This window comes from Gilliamella sp. LMG 34360, assembly GCF_984568995.1.
In genome coordinates this window covers 991586-1007760 of sequence record NZ_OZ474900.1, presented here as the reverse complement: position 1 = coordinate 1007760, position 16175 = coordinate 991586, and the positions used below count along the sequence as shown (strand labels likewise).

11 protein-coding genes are annotated in these 16175 nt (G+C 35.8%); 7 read left to right on the top strand and 4 right to left on the bottom strand.

Features of this window, described 5'->3' with window-relative positions:
* Positions 1–34: 34 nt before the first annotated feature.
* On the bottom strand, positions 35–1090 hold the full coding sequence (sohB, locus tag AC5LW9_RS04545) for a protease SohB (protein ID WP_198226572.1): 1056 nt from the start codon (positions 1088–1090) through the stop codon (positions 35–37).
* A 153-nt stretch (positions 1091–1243) separates the two neighbouring features.
* Between sohB and AC5LW9_RS04540 the strand changes: the two genes are divergently transcribed.
* Together AC5LW9_RS04540 and AC5LW9_RS04535 are read left to right on the top strand one after the other, a co-directional pair.
* Positions 1244–2944, top strand: coding sequence for a formate--tetrahydrofolate ligase (locus tag AC5LW9_RS04540; RefSeq protein WP_198248572.1), 1701 nt, complete (start codon positions 1244–1246; stop codon positions 2942–2944).
* Positions 2944–3363 (top strand): RnfABCDGE type electron transport complex subunit B, encoded by a 420-nt coding sequence (locus tag AC5LW9_RS04535; RefSeq protein ID WP_025314827.1) that lies wholly within the window; start codon positions 2944–2946, stop codon positions 3361–3363. The genes AC5LW9_RS04540 and AC5LW9_RS04535 overlap by 1 nt, the downstream gene beginning before the upstream one ends.
* A gap of 61 nt (positions 3364–3424) precedes the next feature.
* Here the strand turns inward: AC5LW9_RS04535 and typA are convergent, their stop codons facing one another.
* Together typA and hemG are read right to left on the bottom strand one after the other, a co-directional pair.
* Entirely contained in the window at positions 3425–5251 is a 1827-nt protein-coding gene (gene typA, locus AC5LW9_RS04530; protein ID WP_025314826.1) for a translational GTPase TypA, read from the bottom strand.
* Positions 5252–5406: 155 nt separating this feature from the next.
* On the bottom strand, positions 5407–5940 hold the full coding sequence (gene hemG / locus AC5LW9_RS04525; protein ID WP_198235549.1) for a menaquinone-dependent protoporphyrinogen IX dehydrogenase: 534 nt from the start codon (positions 5938–5940) through the stop codon (positions 5407–5409).
* 612 nt (positions 5941–6552) lie between these two features.
* Here hemG and glmU point away from each other — a divergent pair.
* The 5 genes from glmU to AC5LW9_RS04500 all read left to right on the top strand — a co-directional run bounded on the left by glmU (position 6553) and on the right by AC5LW9_RS04500 (position 13734).
* Positions 6553–7932 (top strand): bifunctional UDP-N-acetylglucosamine diphosphorylase/glucosamine-1-phosphate N-acetyltransferase GlmU, encoded by a 1380-nt coding sequence (gene glmU / locus AC5LW9_RS04520; RefSeq protein WP_493456592.1) that lies wholly within the window; start codon positions 6553–6555, stop codon positions 7930–7932.
* Positions 7933–7935: 3 nt separating this feature from the next.
* Positions 7936–9768: a glutamine--fructose-6-phosphate transaminase (isomerizing) gene (gene glmS, locus AC5LW9_RS04515; RefSeq protein WP_493456388.1), complete on the top strand. Its 1833-nt coding sequence runs from the start codon at positions 7936–7938 to the stop codon at positions 9766–9768.
* A 288-nt stretch (positions 9769–10056) separates the two neighbouring features.
* On the top strand, positions 10057–11931 hold the full coding sequence (locus AC5LW9_RS04510) for a PTS mannitol transporter subunit IICBA (RefSeq protein WP_493456387.1): 1875 nt from the start codon (positions 10057–10059) through the stop codon (positions 11929–11931).
* Positions 11932–12014: 83 nt separating this feature from the next.
* Positions 12015–13175 carry a mannitol-1-phosphate 5-dehydrogenase gene (locus AC5LW9_RS04505; protein ID WP_493456386.1) on the top strand — a complete coding sequence of 387 codons (1161 nt, stop codon included), beginning with the start codon at positions 12015–12017 and terminating at the stop codon, positions 13173–13175.
* Between the two features lie 7 nt (positions 13176–13182).
* Entirely contained in the window at positions 13183–13734 is a 552-nt protein-coding gene (locus tag AC5LW9_RS04500; protein ID WP_065737619.1) for an MltR family transcriptional regulator, read from the top strand.
* Between the two features lie 1331 nt (positions 13735–15065).
* Here AC5LW9_RS04500 and AC5LW9_RS04495 read toward each other — a convergent pair.
* Positions 15066–16106: a T6SS immunity protein Tli4 family protein gene (locus AC5LW9_RS04495; RefSeq protein ID WP_493456385.1), complete on the bottom strand. Its 1041-nt coding sequence runs from the start codon at positions 16104–16106 to the stop codon at positions 15066–15068.
* Positions 16107–16175: the final 69 nt, after the last annotated feature.

Genomic DNA, 16175 nt, shown 5'->3' with positions numbered 1-16175 from the left:
ACCTCTTAATTTTACAGAATAAAGAAAAGGGCTATTAAAGCCCATTTCCTTGTCTAAACAATAATCTTTCAACACTTTTAACCACATTTTTGGAAATTCTCTCAGACAGCTTTTGTTTACGTTGAAAGCTAACTGAAATAATTTTATGTGTATCAAGATGCGATAGAATAAAATCATCACTGGTACTGATTTCGTCTACTAAGCCTTTATCTTTTGCTTGGGCTGCAAACCAGTGTTCGCCTGTTGCTACTAGCTCAATATCAACATTAGGACGGTACTCTTTAACAAAATCTTTGAATAATAGATGAGTCTCTTCTAATTCTTGCTTAAATTTCTGGCGTCCTTCATCAGTGTTTTCACCAAACATCGTCAGTGTACGTTTGTATTCACCAGCTGTTTGTAGTTCAATATCGACATCATGTTTTTTAAGTAAGCGGTTAAAGTTTGGAATTTGAGCCACTACACCAATTGAGCCAACAATAGCAAACGGCGCAGCAACAATTTTATTGGCGGTACACGCCATCATATAACCGCCACTTGCAGCCACTTTGTCAACGACAGCAGTAAAAGGAATATTGCGCGTTCTAAAACGTAATAATTGTGAAGCGGCTAATCCATAACCGTGAACAACACCACCAGGACTTTCTAATTTAATGACGACTTGATCTTCTGGTTTGATAATAGCAAGAACAGCTGTGATCTCTTGACGTAATTCTTCAACCTCATGTGCATCCATACTACCGTTAAATGATAAAACAAACAGCTTAGGTTTAGCACCAGCATCTTGGTTACTACTTTTATCCTGTTTCTGTTTTTGTTTGACGGCTAATTTTGCCTGCTTTTTCTCAAGTTTTTTCTGTTTTTTAAGATCTTTCGTATATTGCTTAGCTTCAAGTTCATCCATACTCGACATCAATATATCATCTTTAATTTGCTCATATTCCTGACTAATGTCTTTAACAGATAAACGCCCCGCAACAATTGATAATTTGCGACGTTGACTTAATATAAAAATAAGAATGGACAAAATAGCAATTACCACTGTTGCTGTTTCTGCCAAGAAGAGAGCATACTGTGAAAACCAATTCATTTAACAATTTTCCTTTGATTGAATGTATTGCATTATTATAACAATATAATTAAGAATTGTGCCGAAAATCGACAAAGATAAAATTGTCGCTTTATTCGGCAATTTAAATTATTTATACTGATACTTCAAAATTATAATTAAATGAGAATAACTATGTCCTTACGTCCAATTACTGAAATCGCAGAGCAATATAATATTCCTGAACAATACGTTTTACCTTATGGTAAACATGTCGCAAAAATCGATTTATCTATTCTTAAATCAAATCAAAACAAACCAAAAGGTAAATTGATATTAGTTACCGCCATTACCCCAACCCCTCTTGGTGAAGGTAAAACCGTTAATACAATTGGACTGAGTGAAGGATTAAATTACATTGGTAAAACAGCCATCGCCTGTATTCGTCAACCAAGTTTAGGTCCAGTGTTTGGTGTAAAAGGTGGTGCTGCCGGGGGTGGTCAGGCCGAAGTTTTACCTATGGAAACGTTAAATTTACATTTAACAGGTGATATTCACGCTATCACAGCGGCTCATGATTTAGCATCAGCTGCATTAGATGCACGCCTTTATCATGAAGAACGTTTGGGTGATGAGTTTACGGCACAAACGGGTTTACAGCGTTTAAATATTGATGTCAATCGTATCGTTTGGAAACGTGTTATTGATCACAATGATCGTGCACTACGTCATATCAATGTTGGCGTTGGTGGTGGTGTAAATGGTATTGAACGCCGTGACGGTTTTGAAATCACTGCTGCATCAGAACTGATGGCAATTTTAGCATTAGCGTCTGATTTACATGACATGCGTGCGCGTATTGGTCGAATTATTTTAGCCTATAATACTCAAGGTGAACCCATTACCGCAGAACAACTTGAAGTTGCGGGTGCAATGACGGTACTATTAAAAAATGCCATCAATCCGAATTTAATGCAAACTGTCGAACATACCCCTGTATTAATTCATGCTGGACCTTTTGCTAATATTGCCCATGGTAACTCTTCTGTGATTGCTGATCGCATTGCTTTGCAACTTGCTGATTATGTGATTACTGAAGCTGGATTTGGATCGGATATGGGCATGGAAAAATTCTTCAATATCAAATATCGTCAAGCAGGTATCAAAGCATCTTGTGTGGTGTTAGTTGCAACCGTACGCAGCCTTAAATCAAACAGTGGTAAATATAACATTAAACCAGGACAAGCCATTCCAAAAGAGATATCAGAATCGAATGTCGAACTACTCGAAATTGGTGCCGCAAACCTAGCATGGCATATTAACAATGCGAAAAGTTATGGTTTACAGGTGATTGTTGCTATCAACCGTTTTCCTCATGATAGTGATGAAGAACTTGCTTTCTTACAAAAATATGCCATTGAACATGGTGCGTTTGCTTGTGAAGTTAGTGAAGTATTTACCCAAGGTGGTAAAGGTGCTGAAAAACTGGCACACCATGTTATTAAAGCGTGTGATATGCCAAGTGAAATTAAGCTACCTTATCCAGATAACATGCCTTTAATCGACAAAATTCAAACAATGGTAAAAAAATATGGTGCCATAAAAGCGAATCTTTCTGAAAAGGCGCTCGAAAATATCAAAGAGATTGAAGCATTAAAACTGGATCATCTACCTCTTTGTATTGCCAAAACACCTATGTCAATCAGTGCTGATGCGAATTTAAAAAATGTACCAACTGATTTTGATGTTGATATCAGTCATTTAGCGATTTCTGCTGGTGCTGGATTTATTCGCGTTTATGCTGGTAATGTTATGACGATGCCAGGACTTGGTACTAATCCAGCTTATCGACAAATTGATATTGACAAAGATGGTAATATTGTAGGTTTAAGTTAATGCAAGAAGTTATTATGCAAACCAAACAACAATATAAAGCTTTTATTGATGAAGAAAATTGTATTGGCTGTGGCAAATGTATTCGCGTTTGCCCGACCGATGCCATTGTCGGCAGTAAACAAGTATTACACACCATATTACCGCAGTTATGTACTTCGTGCAGTAATTGCATTAATACTTGCCCAACAGACTGTATTACATTAAGTACATTAGGTACAGCACTAAGTGAAAATGAAGAATTACAACTCACTGAGAAAAAACAGCAACGATTAAATTACAATCAACTTGTGCCGCCAACCATACTATTTCCGCGCACAATGGCTGTTAATCACAGTAACCAAACGAGTCAACAAGATCGTAAACAATCTATTGCTGATGCGATTGCCAGAGTTAAAGCCAAAAAAAACCTCGCTAAATAGCGAGGTCTTTTATTCAGTAGTTATAACCTGTAATTAATCTATTACAGATTATTCACCCAGGTTAGTCTTTATTATTATTTCTAAACGCACGTTTACGGTCATTCTCAGTTAAATGACGCTTACGTAAACGGATAGATAGTGGCGTTACTTCCACTAATTCATCATCATCAATAAATTCTAACGCTTGTTCCAATGACATTTTAACTGGTGGTGAAAGTGTCGTTGCTTCATCAGTACCTGATGCACGCATATTAGTTAATTTTTTACCAGTTAAACAGTTAACGGTTAAATCATTTGAACGTGTATGAATACCAATAATTTGACCTTCATAAACTTCAGCACCATGACCTAAGAATAATTTACCACGATCTTGCAAGCTATAAAGCGCATAAGCTAGTGCTTTACCAGTACCGTTTGAAATCATAACGCCATTAATTCGTTGACCAATTTCGCCTGGACGTACATCGTCATAATGACTAAAGGTAGAATAAAGCAAACCTGTACCGGATGTCATCGTCATAAATTCAGTTCTAAAACCGATAAGACCACGGCTTGGAATAACATAATCTAAACGCACACGACCTTTACCATCAGGTAACATATTGGTTAGATCACCTTTACGTAAACCAAGTGCTTCCATCACAGAACCTTGATGTTGCTCTTCAATATCAAGAGTTACTTGTTCAAATGGCTCTTGTCTTTTACCATCGATCTCTTTGAAGATTACTTTAGGTCGAGAAACCCCAAGTTCATAACCTTCACGGCGCATATTTTCAATTAATACGGATAAGTGTAATTCACCACGACCAGACACTCTAAATGCGTCAGGGTCTGGCGTTTCTTCAACTCGAAGTGCCACATTATGTACAAGCTCTTTCTTCAAGCGCTCAAGGATTTGGCGAGAAGTTACAAATTTACCTTCTTTACCCGCAAACGGTGAGCTATTAACATTAAAGAACATTGTAACAGTTGGTTCATCAACGGTTAATGGCGGTAGCGCTTCAACGCAACTGTTATCACAAATCGTGTCAGAAATACCTAACTCACCAAGACCAGTTAACGCAATAATATCGCCCGCTTCGGCAACTTCTGCTTCATAACGTTGTAAGCCTAAATGACCCAGTACTTGCCCAACTTTACCAGTACGTTTATTACCTTCACTATCAACAATAGTTACTTGTTGATTTGGTTTTACGCGACCACGTTTGATTCGACCAATACCAATTACCCCAACATAATTATTGTAATCAAGTTGAGAAATTTGCATTTGGAATGGTCCATCTAAATCAACTTTTGGTGGCTCAACATGTTTAACGATTGCTTCAAATAATGGCGTCATATCTTCAGCCATATCTTCATGATCTAAACCAGCGATCCCCATTAATGCAGAAGCATAAACAATAGGGAAATCAAGCTGTTCGTCAGTTGCACCTAAATTTACAAACAGATCGAATACTTGATCAACAACCCAATCAGGACGAGCACCCGGACGGTCAACTTTATTAATAACCACAATTGGTTTTAAACCATAAGCAAACGCTTTTTGCGTTACAAAACGGGTTTGAGGCATTGGTCCGTCCATCGCATCAACTAACAGTAATACTGAGTCGACCATTGACATAACACGTTCAACTTCACCACCAAAATCAGCATGGCCTGGGGTATCAACGATATTGATACGATAATCATTCCAGTCAATCGCTGTATTTTTAGCTAAAATAGTAATACCACGCTCTTTTTCAAGCGCATTAGAATCCATTATACGTTCGTTGTCGTCACCACGCAGATTATCTAGCGTACCTGACTGTTTTAATAATTTATCAACCAAAGTTGTTTTACCATGGTCAACGTGCGCAATAATGGCAATATTTCTTAAATTTTCAATCACAATTAAAATCCCAATTAGGAGATAGATTCTTTAGGCGCGATATTGTACACCTTTTTAGCCCAAATGTTGATCTATATCACAAAGTTTCTTTAAAAGAACATTATCATTTGATAAAGTCAGAAAAATACTAATCTATTTTGACAAGAAGTTTCAGGTTAACTACACGTTTGAGTATAAAATAGTGCGGCAAATTGATCGACTTTAGCCCAATCAGTATATTCAATGATAGGTTTAGTCACATCTGTATCGCCTTTACCCAACCACATTATGAAACGAACCATATTACGGTCAAACCAATTATATTTTGGATAATAAAGCGCACCCGCAAAAACGGCTTTAATGGTTGGTTGCCATGCAATTTTAGCTAAGAATTTTCTTGTATATGAATTCGTTTCAGGAGTATTTTTATGCGGCTTTCTGGCTACAACATTCACACCAAAAAAGCCCGATCTCATTTTATTTAATTGCTGATAATTATCATCAATAAATTTTTTCATTACTTTACTATAAAATCCATAACGAATAGAACAACCCAACAAAACGGCTTGGTACTTGGTAAGATCGATATTAGTACTAGGTAAAAGCTCAATCAAATCACAATCACATTTACTGACTAATTGATTTTCGATGCGCTGCATAATTTTTAATGTTTGCTTTTCGTGAGTAGTATAGAGTAATAAAACTTTCATTTTTTAAATTTCCTATTAAAGGGTTTATACCTGCCTCTTTTTATTTCACTTAATAGTGGTTAACTGATAATAAGGATTGCAAGCGTAAGCTATTATATATAAACATTGAAAATTAATCCGTATTTTATCTGTAGTTATATCATCACAACTCAGTAAGTACGACTAACTTAATTCTCTTTTTTGGGAATTTATTATCTTTTTTGTTTAAAAAGTAGAATATAGATCGGAACAATTTTCAATTGATACATGGATTGAGGTTATCGGCTGTTTGAGTGTTAACCAAGCATTTTAGATAAATCATAATAACTTTTTTATCGTGTTTATCGTTTTTTATATAACTTTGGATAGATCTTAATGGAAACAACCTCTATTGTTTTTTTTACTAGTCATCTAAATATTGCCTCTATTTTTTATCGAAATTGAAATCTCGACTTAAGTCTCGAATCTATATTGATAATATTTTTTAGAATCTAATTTCACAATTAAAAGAGATATTAATAAAACTACATTTAACTTTTTTTATGATAAAAATTAATTAAGTGTGGATGATTTAATAAAAAACTTTGATTATAGTATTATGCTAATTTAACCTGAGCGGAAATAAATATGGCAATTTCAACCCCAAAACTTAGTGCAATTATTTTGGCGGCAGGAAAAGGCACTCGGATGTATTCCAACCTTCCTAAAGTTTTACATAAAATCGGCGCTAAACCGATGCTTCAACATGTAATTGATACAGTTGAACAACTTAACACCAATCGTATCAATATTGTTTACGGTCATGGTAAACAACAGCTTGAAAATGCGCTTAAAGATCAGCCTGTACAGTTGGTCTATCAAGCTCAACAGCTTGGTACTGGGCATGCAGTACAACAAGCTATTCCCTATATTGAAGATGACGAAGATATCTTAATTTTATATGGTGATACTCCACTTATATCACTACCTACCCTACAAAATTTAATTGCGAGTAAACCCAAACAAGGTATTGCGTTACTGACCGTTATACTTGATGACCCTACTGGTTATGGGCGTATTGAGCGAAAAGATGGCAAGGTTGTTGCGATTGTTGAGCAAAAAGATGCTTCACCAGAGCAGCAAAAAATTAATGAAGTTAATACTGGCATTATGTTGGTGACGGGCAAACTGTTAAAAAACTGGCTAGCGCGCTTAACCAATGATAATGCACAAAAAGAGTATTATTTGACTGATGTTATTGCTTTTGCTTATCAGGACGGGTACGAGATATTGACCTCTCATCCAATAAAGCAATTTGAAGTTGAAGGTGTAAATAATCGATTACAGTTAGCCACATTAGAACGACACTATCAACATCAACAAATACAAAACTTATTGCTTGCTGGCGTCACACTGCTTGATCCTAACCGTTTTGATTTACGTGGCACACTAACCCATGGCAAAGATGTGGTAATTGATTGTAACGTCATTATTGAAGGTGATGTAAAACTGGGCAATAACGTTATTATTGGCGCGGGCTGTATCTTAAAAGATTGTTGTATTGATGATGACTCAATTATCAGCCCATACAGCATAATTGAACATTCAACCATTGCACAGCAATGTACCATCGGGCCTTTCGCACGATTAAGACCGGGTTCAGAGCTTGATGAACAAGTACACGTTGGCAATTTTGTTGAACTTAAAAAAGCGCACTTAGGTAAAGCAACCAAAGCAGGACACTTAAGCTATCTTGGCGATAGTGAAATCGGTAGCAATGTCAATATTGGGGCCGGCACTATTACCTGTAATTACGATGGTGCCAATAAATTTAAAACGATTATTGAAGATGATGTATTTGTGGGTTCAGATACCCAGCTCATTGCCCCTGTTAAAGTTGGTAAGGGTGCAACCATCGCGGCAGGTACCACTGTCACCAACAATGTTAAAGATAACGAATTAGTCGTAAGCCGAGTTAGACAAAAGCAATTTAGTGGTTGGAAACGTCCAACCAAAATAAAAAACGAGGGATAAACTATGTGTGGTATTGTGGGCGCTATCGCCAAGCGTGATGTAGCAGAAATATTATTAGAAGGTTTAAAACGATTAGAGTATCGAGGTTATGATTCTGCGGGGCTTGCTATTATTTCTCCAGAAGGTGAACTGCAACGTATTCGTCGTGTTGGCAAAGTTCAAACTCTGAAAGATGCTGTTGAAGTGCACCCACTGAAAGGTTCAATCGGTATTGCTCACACTCGCTGGGCAACACACGGTGAACCGGTCGAACATAATGCCCATCCACATGTTTCTGGATTTATTACTGTAGTGCATAACGGTATTATTGAAAACTTTGAAACATTACGAGAACAACTTATTGCTAAAGGTTACCAGTTCCGTTCTGAAACCGACACAGAAGTTATTGCTCATTTAATTCATGACATCATTGCCACTGAAGATTGCTCATTATTTGAGGCTGTACAAAAAGCCATACCACAGTTGCGCGGAGCTTATGGTACTGTGATAATGGATACTCGTAATCCTGATATATTAGTCGCTGCCCGTTCTGGTAGCCCATTAGTCATTGGTTGTGGTATAGGCGAAAATTTTATTGCCTCAGATCAGCTTGCATTACTTCCTGTAACACGTCAATTTATCTTTTTGGAAGAAGGTGATATTGCCCTCATTAGTCATCGTACAATCACAATTTTAGATAAAAACTATCAGCAAGTCACCCGCCCTCGTATTGAATCCGATGCTAGATACGACGCAGGTAGTAAAGCGGGTTACAACCACTATATGCAAAAAGAGATCTACGAACAACCTAATGCCATAAAAAATACCCTTGAAAGTCGTATGGCACACGGTAAAGTGGATTTATCAGAACTCGGAGAACATGCCGAAAATATTTTAAAACAAGTTGAACATATACAAATTGTCGCATGTGGCACCGCCTATAATGCGGGTATGGTTGCTCGCTATTGGTTTGAGGCATTAGCAGGTATTCCTTGTGATGTTGAAATAGCTTCAGAATTCCGCTATCGCAACCCAGCACGGCGAAAAAATAGCTTATTTATTACATTATCGCAATCAGGCGAAACTGCCGACACTTTGGCTGCGCTAAGGCTAGCAAAAGAAAACAACTACCTAAGTACACTCGCAGTTTGTAATGTGGCAGCCTCAACCCTTGTGCGAGAAGCTGAATTGGTATTATTAACTAAAGCTGGGGTAGAAATAGGCGTTGCATCCACAAAAGCATTTACGACTCAATTAACGGTATTGCTGTTATTAGTTGCTAAGTTAGGGCGCCTAAATGACATGGCAGAAAGCACCGAGCAAGCCATTATACATGCCTTACAGACCTTACCAAATCGTATTGAACAAGTATTAATGTGTGAACCGCAAATTAAAAAACTAGCAAGCCATTTTGTTAATAAGCATCACACCTTATTCTTAGGACGAGGCGATCAATACCCAATCGCCATGGAAGCATCACTAAAACTAAAAGAAATCTCATACATTCATGCCGAAGCCTATGCTGCTGGTGAACTCAAGCACGGCCCTTTAGCATTAATTGATGCAGATATGCCAGTAATCGTTATGGCACCCACTAATGAAATGTTAGAAAAACTAAAATCCAACATTGAAGAAGTCCGCGCCCGTGGCGGTCAACTTTATGTATTTGCTGAGCAAGATGCAGGTTTCGTCAGCGACGATACCATGCATATCATCAATTTACCTCATATTGAACAGATCACTGCGCCAATCTACTACACGGTGCCAACCCAATTACTGGCTTACCATGTTGCATTAATCAAAGGCACAGACGTCGACCAACCAAGAAATCTAGCAAAATCGGTAACGGTTGAGTAAAACCAAACCCATGATAGTTAAGCCCATAATGGCTTAATTATTATGGGTAATCATCCATTAAAATCAAACAAACATCTAAAATCATTAGTATAAAATTTATACCAAACTTCCCTAAAAGCATTTAACTGCTTTATAAGTGTGATCTAAATCACAAAATCAGAAAATACCCCACCTTTTGAAGTGTGATAAAGGTCACATTTACTAATTTTTTCAGATGAATCTGGTTAATAAATGCCTCTACAATAACAGCATCATGATTATATCAATCAACAAGGAAAGATTAATTTTATGACAACATCAAACATTAAATTAAAGGTCCAAAACTTTGGGCGATTCTTAAGTAATATGGTGATGCCTAATATTGGGGCTTTTATTGCTTGGGGATTTATTACCGCAATTTTTATTCCAACAGGTTGGTATCCTAATGAAAATGTTGCCAAACTTATTACTCCAATGATCACCTATTTATTACCACTATTAATTGGATACAGTGGCGGTAAATTAGTTCATGGCGAACGCGGGGGCGTTGTTGGCGCCATAACGACCATGGGGGTGGTTGTTGGTGCATCAATTCCAATGTTCTTAGGCGCAATGATTGTTGGTCCATTAGGTGGCTGGATGATTAAACAATTTGATAAAGCCGTAGACGGTAAAATCAAAAGTGGCTTTGAAATGTTAGTAAATAATTTTTCAGCAGGTATTATCGGTATGCTCCTTGCTTTACTATCATTCTTTGCTATTGGACCTTCAGTAGTTGTTGCATCTAGTGTACTGGCGAGTGGCGTTGACTTTATGGTACAACATAATTTATTACCACTTACCTCTATTATTGTTGAACCAGCAAAAATCTTGTTTTTAAATAATGCAATTAACCATGGTATATTTTCGCCACTTGGTATTCAACAAGCAGCCGAGCATGCACAATCCATTTTCTTTTTAATTGAAGCAAATCCTGGACCAGGCTTGGGATTATTACTTGCCTATATGTTTTTTGGTAAAGGCGCTGCAAAAGGTTCAGCAAGTGGCGCGGCAATTATTCACTTCTTTGGTGGAATTCACGAAATTTACTTCCCATATGTGTTAATGAATCCTCGTTTAATTATTGCCATGATTTTAGGTGGGATGACGGGAGTATTTACACTTACCCTTTTTGGTTCTGGCCTAAGTTCACCCGCTTCACCTGGTTCAATTATTGCCATATTAGCGGTGACTCCTAAAGCTTCAATGCTTGGTGTAAGTATCTCAGTTATAGCCGCAGCAACGGTATCATTCCTTGTCTCAGTAGTATTATTAAAAACAACTAAAAATGCAGATAAAAGTTTTGAAGATGCGCAATCAGATGTTATAGCAATGAAAGACGAATCCAAAGGATTAAAAACAGAAACGTTTAATCTTGGTAAAGTAACAAAAATTGTTGTCGCGTGCGATGCAGGAATGGGATCGAGTGCAATGGGAGCTGGTGTGTTGCGTAAAAAAGTACAAGATGCCAACCTAGATATTAATGTTATCAATCTTGCAATTAACAATCTAACTTCCGATGCTGATATTGTTATTACTCATAAAGATTTAACTCAACGAGCCAAACAATATGCACCAAATGCCCATCACATCTCATTAACTAATTTCTTAGATAGTGATCTATATAGCCAACTTGTGAAAGAATTGGTTGCAGCACAAGACGTTAGCAATACGAATCATAGTAATATTGCAACATCAACAGATAGTAACCAACCGTTGTTTAAATTAACAGAAAAGGACATCTTTTTAGGATTAACGGCTCAAAACAAAGAAGAAGCAATCCGTTTTGCTGGACAAAAATTAGTGGATAACGGCTATGTTAAACCCGTGTATATTGAAGCAATGCTCGAACGTGAAAGGCTAACATCAACCTATCTTGGTGAATCCATTGCTGTACCTCATGGCACAATTGAAGCCAAAGACAGTGTAATCAATACGGGTATTGTTTTTTGCCAATATCCTGCTGGGGTAAAATTTGGTGAAGAAGCGGATGACAAAGCCAAAATCGTTATCGGAATTGCTGCTCGCAATAACGAACATTTAGATGTGATAGCCAAATTAACTAACGCGTTGGATGATCCAAACATTATTGCCAAACTATCGAGCACAACACGCTTTGATGAAGTGTTAGCAATATTAAGTTAAATATTACATCACAATGACTTCCCCGCTCTACTGCGGGAAAGTTGTTTAATTAATTACATTCAATAAAAATTAAAGGTAAAAAAATGCAAGCATTACATTTTGGCGCTGGCAACATTGGGCGCGGATTTATCGGTAAACTATTATCAGATGCAGGTGTTCATGTAACGTTTGCTGATGTTAACGAGCAAGTGATTAACGAAATCGCCAAACGTCACCAGTACCCAGTTAATGTAGTGGGCGAACAATCAACCACCGAAATCGTCCACAATGTTGACGCTATTAATAGCTCATCAAACGAAGTAAGTGACTATATTGCGAAAGTCGATTTAGTGACTACCGCAGTAGGTCCACAGATTTTAGCTCGCATTGCTGAAAATATGGCAAAGGGATTAATTGCAAGGCATCAGCAAGCCAACACTGCCCCTCTTAACATCATCGCTTGTGAAAACATGGTACGAGGAACCAGCCAATTTAAACAAGAAATATTTAAATATATACCTCATGAACTCCACCAATGGATGAACAATCATATAGGCTTTGTTGATTCAGCCGTTGACCGCATCGTACCACCGGCAACCTCTAAAACAGGGGATATATTAGAAGTCACAGTTGAAACATTTTCCGAATGGATTGTCGATAAAAATCAATTTATTGGTGATATCCCACAAATCAAAGGTATGGAGCCGGTTGATAACTTAATGGCATTTGTCGAACGTAAATTATTTACCTTAAACACAGGTCATGCCATTACCGCTTATTTAGGATTTTATAATGACATTGCGACCATCCGCGATGCTATTTTAGTTGATAGCATTCGTTCAGTTGTACAAGGAGCCATGCAGGAGAGCGGTCAAGTACTGATAAAACGTTACAATTTTGACCCAGCTAAACATCAAGCTTATATTGAAAAGATCCTCACACGCTTTGAAAATCCATATCTCCATGATGATACGGCTCGTGTAGGTCGTCAACCCATTCGCAAATTAGGATCTGGCGATCGATTAGTGAAACCGTTACTTGGCACATTTGAGTATGAACTAAAGAATATTAATTTGCTTATCGGCATTGCTGCAGCCCTAAATTATCGCAATGATGACGACGATCAAGCCTCCGAGCTAACCCGACAAATTAGCAACAAAGGGGTAGTTCAAACATTTTGTGATATTTCTGGTATTGAAAGCAATAATCCTATTGTTAGTCAGATTGAACAACTTTATACTGCAATGCAAAATCATCAATATTAATTAGCCGATGCTAGAATCGATATTAGCAGAAGATACAATACTTGAAAAACTTAACCAGCAAGCTGATATACACAGCTTGTTGGCTGAAGCTATAAAAATGATTAATCACAGTGTTAATCAATTAATTATAAAAGTATTTCGTAAAGAACCACACGCCATAAAATTTGTCATACCATCACTAATTGGTAAAAATGGCCCACTCAATGATACATCCGTGTGCTTAAAATTACTTTATGCGCTAGGCATCATAACGCGCGAGGAGTATGAAGATATCGAGCTATTAATTGCCATATTAGATGAACTTGACCATGACGATAAAAAATACTCCTATCTCGACGATGAAATATTAGGTCCGATTAGTCTATTACATGATATGGTATTACCGCCTAATTGGGATTCACACCATCAAAAAGCCAAAGAGTCAGGTATTGTCGACACATTAAAATCATCCATCTATCAAAATCGTTATCAACAAATGATACGCTCTGCATTGATTATTGCCATTACGGATCTGACAGTCAGAATTATTAATAAGCAGAATATTAACTATTTTCCCTAAGAGATTAATGCTAAAAAGATATTTATTTAAGAAAAAAACAGAATAAAGGCTGATTGATTAACTGAATGCTGATCTTAACAAAGAATGAAAAAGTAGCAGTATCGTGAATAATGTATTCTTGCCAACCGTATTCACATTAAAAAAATTTACCTACATTTTCAAATCACAATTTAATCATGACATGCTTATTTTGGATTAGATATCAGTTAGACAACAATGCGATAGTGTCTATCAAACTATTAACCCAAAATTAATTTTTTTAATTTCCAACATCTACCATGTTTACTTAAAGTTAAAAAAGTTAATTTAAATCTTAATTTACACACTATAATGACAAATAAAACAGATAGTTATAGATAGAAAATTGTAATTTCTTGTAAAAAATATTCAGGAATCTATACCGTTTCAGCATAATTTCACAATAAAATTAAACTACTACTGCTGCATAAATCTATATTAAAAATCCTCAAGAGTTAAAAGAAGTTTCCTTTATTTTCCATAATAAAATAACTCGCTATAACAAATCCAACATAATGATTATAAATCAGATTGTTATATTTAATTATCTATAGGTGAATGGCATATTTTCTAATGATCAAATGATTAAACTAAGTAATTAATGCGGCTTTTTATTTTTCAAATGGTTATATTAAAATATATTAATCAATCAATTATGCTATACAGTGATTCATAAACACATCTAAAATTAATGTTGAGAATAAACACAACTTATAATAGTTCGTATTGATATGGATTTGAGTTATTTACCTAGATCATCAAACTGTAAATTACTCATGAGAAAGGGTTAGCGGTTAGTGGTTAGCAGTTAACGATAAGAATTAAAAATAAATTACAGCAAAACACAATCGGCAAACGGTATAGACTCCTGAATATTTTTTACAAAATTTACTGTTTTTATACTCAAAAATTCTCTAGAGTCAAAAGAAAATATTTAATCTATCACTTGATTTAAAAAAACATTTATTTATGTTTATACAGAATTTAAATATTTTCTTTTTGTCTGTTTTATTTCCTTAAAAGCTGAATGATCGTTCTAAATAACACAATAATTGCAATTAAAACAATTTTCTATTTTTGAATGCTTTTTTGTCGTATTCCTTTAGATAAATAAAGTAACCAGATATCTATTAACTTAGGAATAATTTAAAAATTATATCTGCTTTTATATGTAATTTTGATGCTACTAATTGAATATTAAACGTCACTATTAAGTAAATAACATGCTTAATTAGCCCATTTTATTATTAAATTTTTAGCAATTTTATATAATAGCATTTCAAAAAATCCAAACAGCAATCATCCAGTACTTTTTATTCATTTGCGAACGAACTTTCCCTTATTCTGATACTATTAGTTATTTCACGCCATATACTCATTAACTGCTCTTCACTATAGGTTGGTACGTTATCATTCTTGGGTATTATATAATTCATTTGGACCCACAATTGGGGCTTTTTATAACTTGCATTAAACAGATTGATGCCAAGTTTAAAAATGTACCCTTTATCATTTCTCCAACTATAATCATTATTGTAAAAAAAATCACCTTTCCTTATCCATTCTTCCATAACTAAATGATTGCTTTCACGTGTACCTTTATAAACCGTATATCCTTCTCCGTCTGGATCATATTCTTCAGGACTTTCCAATAGCGACAAGTCTTCTGAAAAATCAGAAGACTGTAAACTAATATAAAAATCCTCTTTCCCCTCATATCGATATGTAAAACTTATGTCTTTATATTCTTCGACCCCATTACGCATAAATCCATTAGTGAAACAAAATCCCGGTTCACTTGGGATGGTAAAATCATCGCGTACTTGAATATGATCGAATAATTTGTACATTTGTGCTAGTTTCTCAGGTACATTGTTGTTATAGATATTTGGGTTTGTATTTCTATCTTGATCGTAACGACTATCTGAACCATTATGTGCATTCATTTCAATTTTTAAGGTTACCTCATCTTGCCAACGGTAACCTTCTAAAACACGGGCAACATCAGGAACACCTTCACTTTGCATCCGTTCAAATATAATACCTTGTATTTTATCCGTATCTGTATTCGGTAATGGATGAATTGCTTTTAAAAAATTACCATCAATGGGATCAATAGGTTGGGTATTTTTCAATTCTTGCTCTCGACGAGCTATCATTTGTTTAAAAGGTGGAAGATACTGTCGTTGAGTTTTAATAGTAACTTTATGAATTTGATCATAATAAAACTCAGTGGTTGGGAATACTGAAAATTGTTTTGGTAAATCAATTAAATAAACTCCTAAACAACGTGTTGCAGTATTTTTTAGCAATTGATCGACTTGTTGCTGTTGCTCAGTTGATAAGGTGACCATAATTATATCCTTATTAAAATAACGATGAGTAAAAAATAAAATGATTAATAACGCCGTGATTAAAAAATA

Bases quoted from the DNA above. Each gene is read 5' to 3' on its own strand.
- sohB (WP_198226572.1), bottom strand. From the start codon at position 1,090: ATGAATTGGTTTTCACAGTATGCTCTCTTCTTGGCAGAAACAGCAACA.
- AC5LW9_RS04540 (WP_198248572.1), top strand. From the start codon at position 1,244: ATGTCCTTACGTCCAATTACTGAAATCGCAGAGCAATATAATATTCCT.
- AC5LW9_RS04535 (WP_025314827.1), top strand. From the start codon at position 2,944: ATGCAAGAAGTTATTATGCAAACCAAACAACAATATAAAGCTTTTATT.
- hemG (WP_198235549.1), bottom strand. From the start codon at position 5,940: ATGAAAGTTTTATTACTCTATACTACTCACGAAAAGCAAACATTAAAA.
- glmS (WP_493456388.1), top strand. From the start codon at position 7,936: ATGTGTGGTATTGTGGGCGCTATCGCCAAGCGTGATGTAGCAGAAATA.
- AC5LW9_RS04510 (WP_493456387.1), top strand. From the start codon at position 10,057: ATGACAACATCAAACATTAAATTAAAGGTCCAAAACTTTGGGCGATTC.
- AC5LW9_RS04505 (WP_493456386.1), top strand. From the start codon at position 12,015: ATGCAAGCATTACATTTTGGCGCTGGCAACATTGGGCGCGGATTTATC.
- AC5LW9_RS04500 (WP_065737619.1), top strand. From the start codon at position 13,183: ATGCTAGAATCGATATTAGCAGAAGATACAATACTTGAAAAACTTAAC.
- AC5LW9_RS04495 (WP_493456385.1), bottom strand. From the start codon at position 16,106: ATGGTCACCTTATCAACTGAGCAACAGCAACAAGTCGATCAATTGCTA.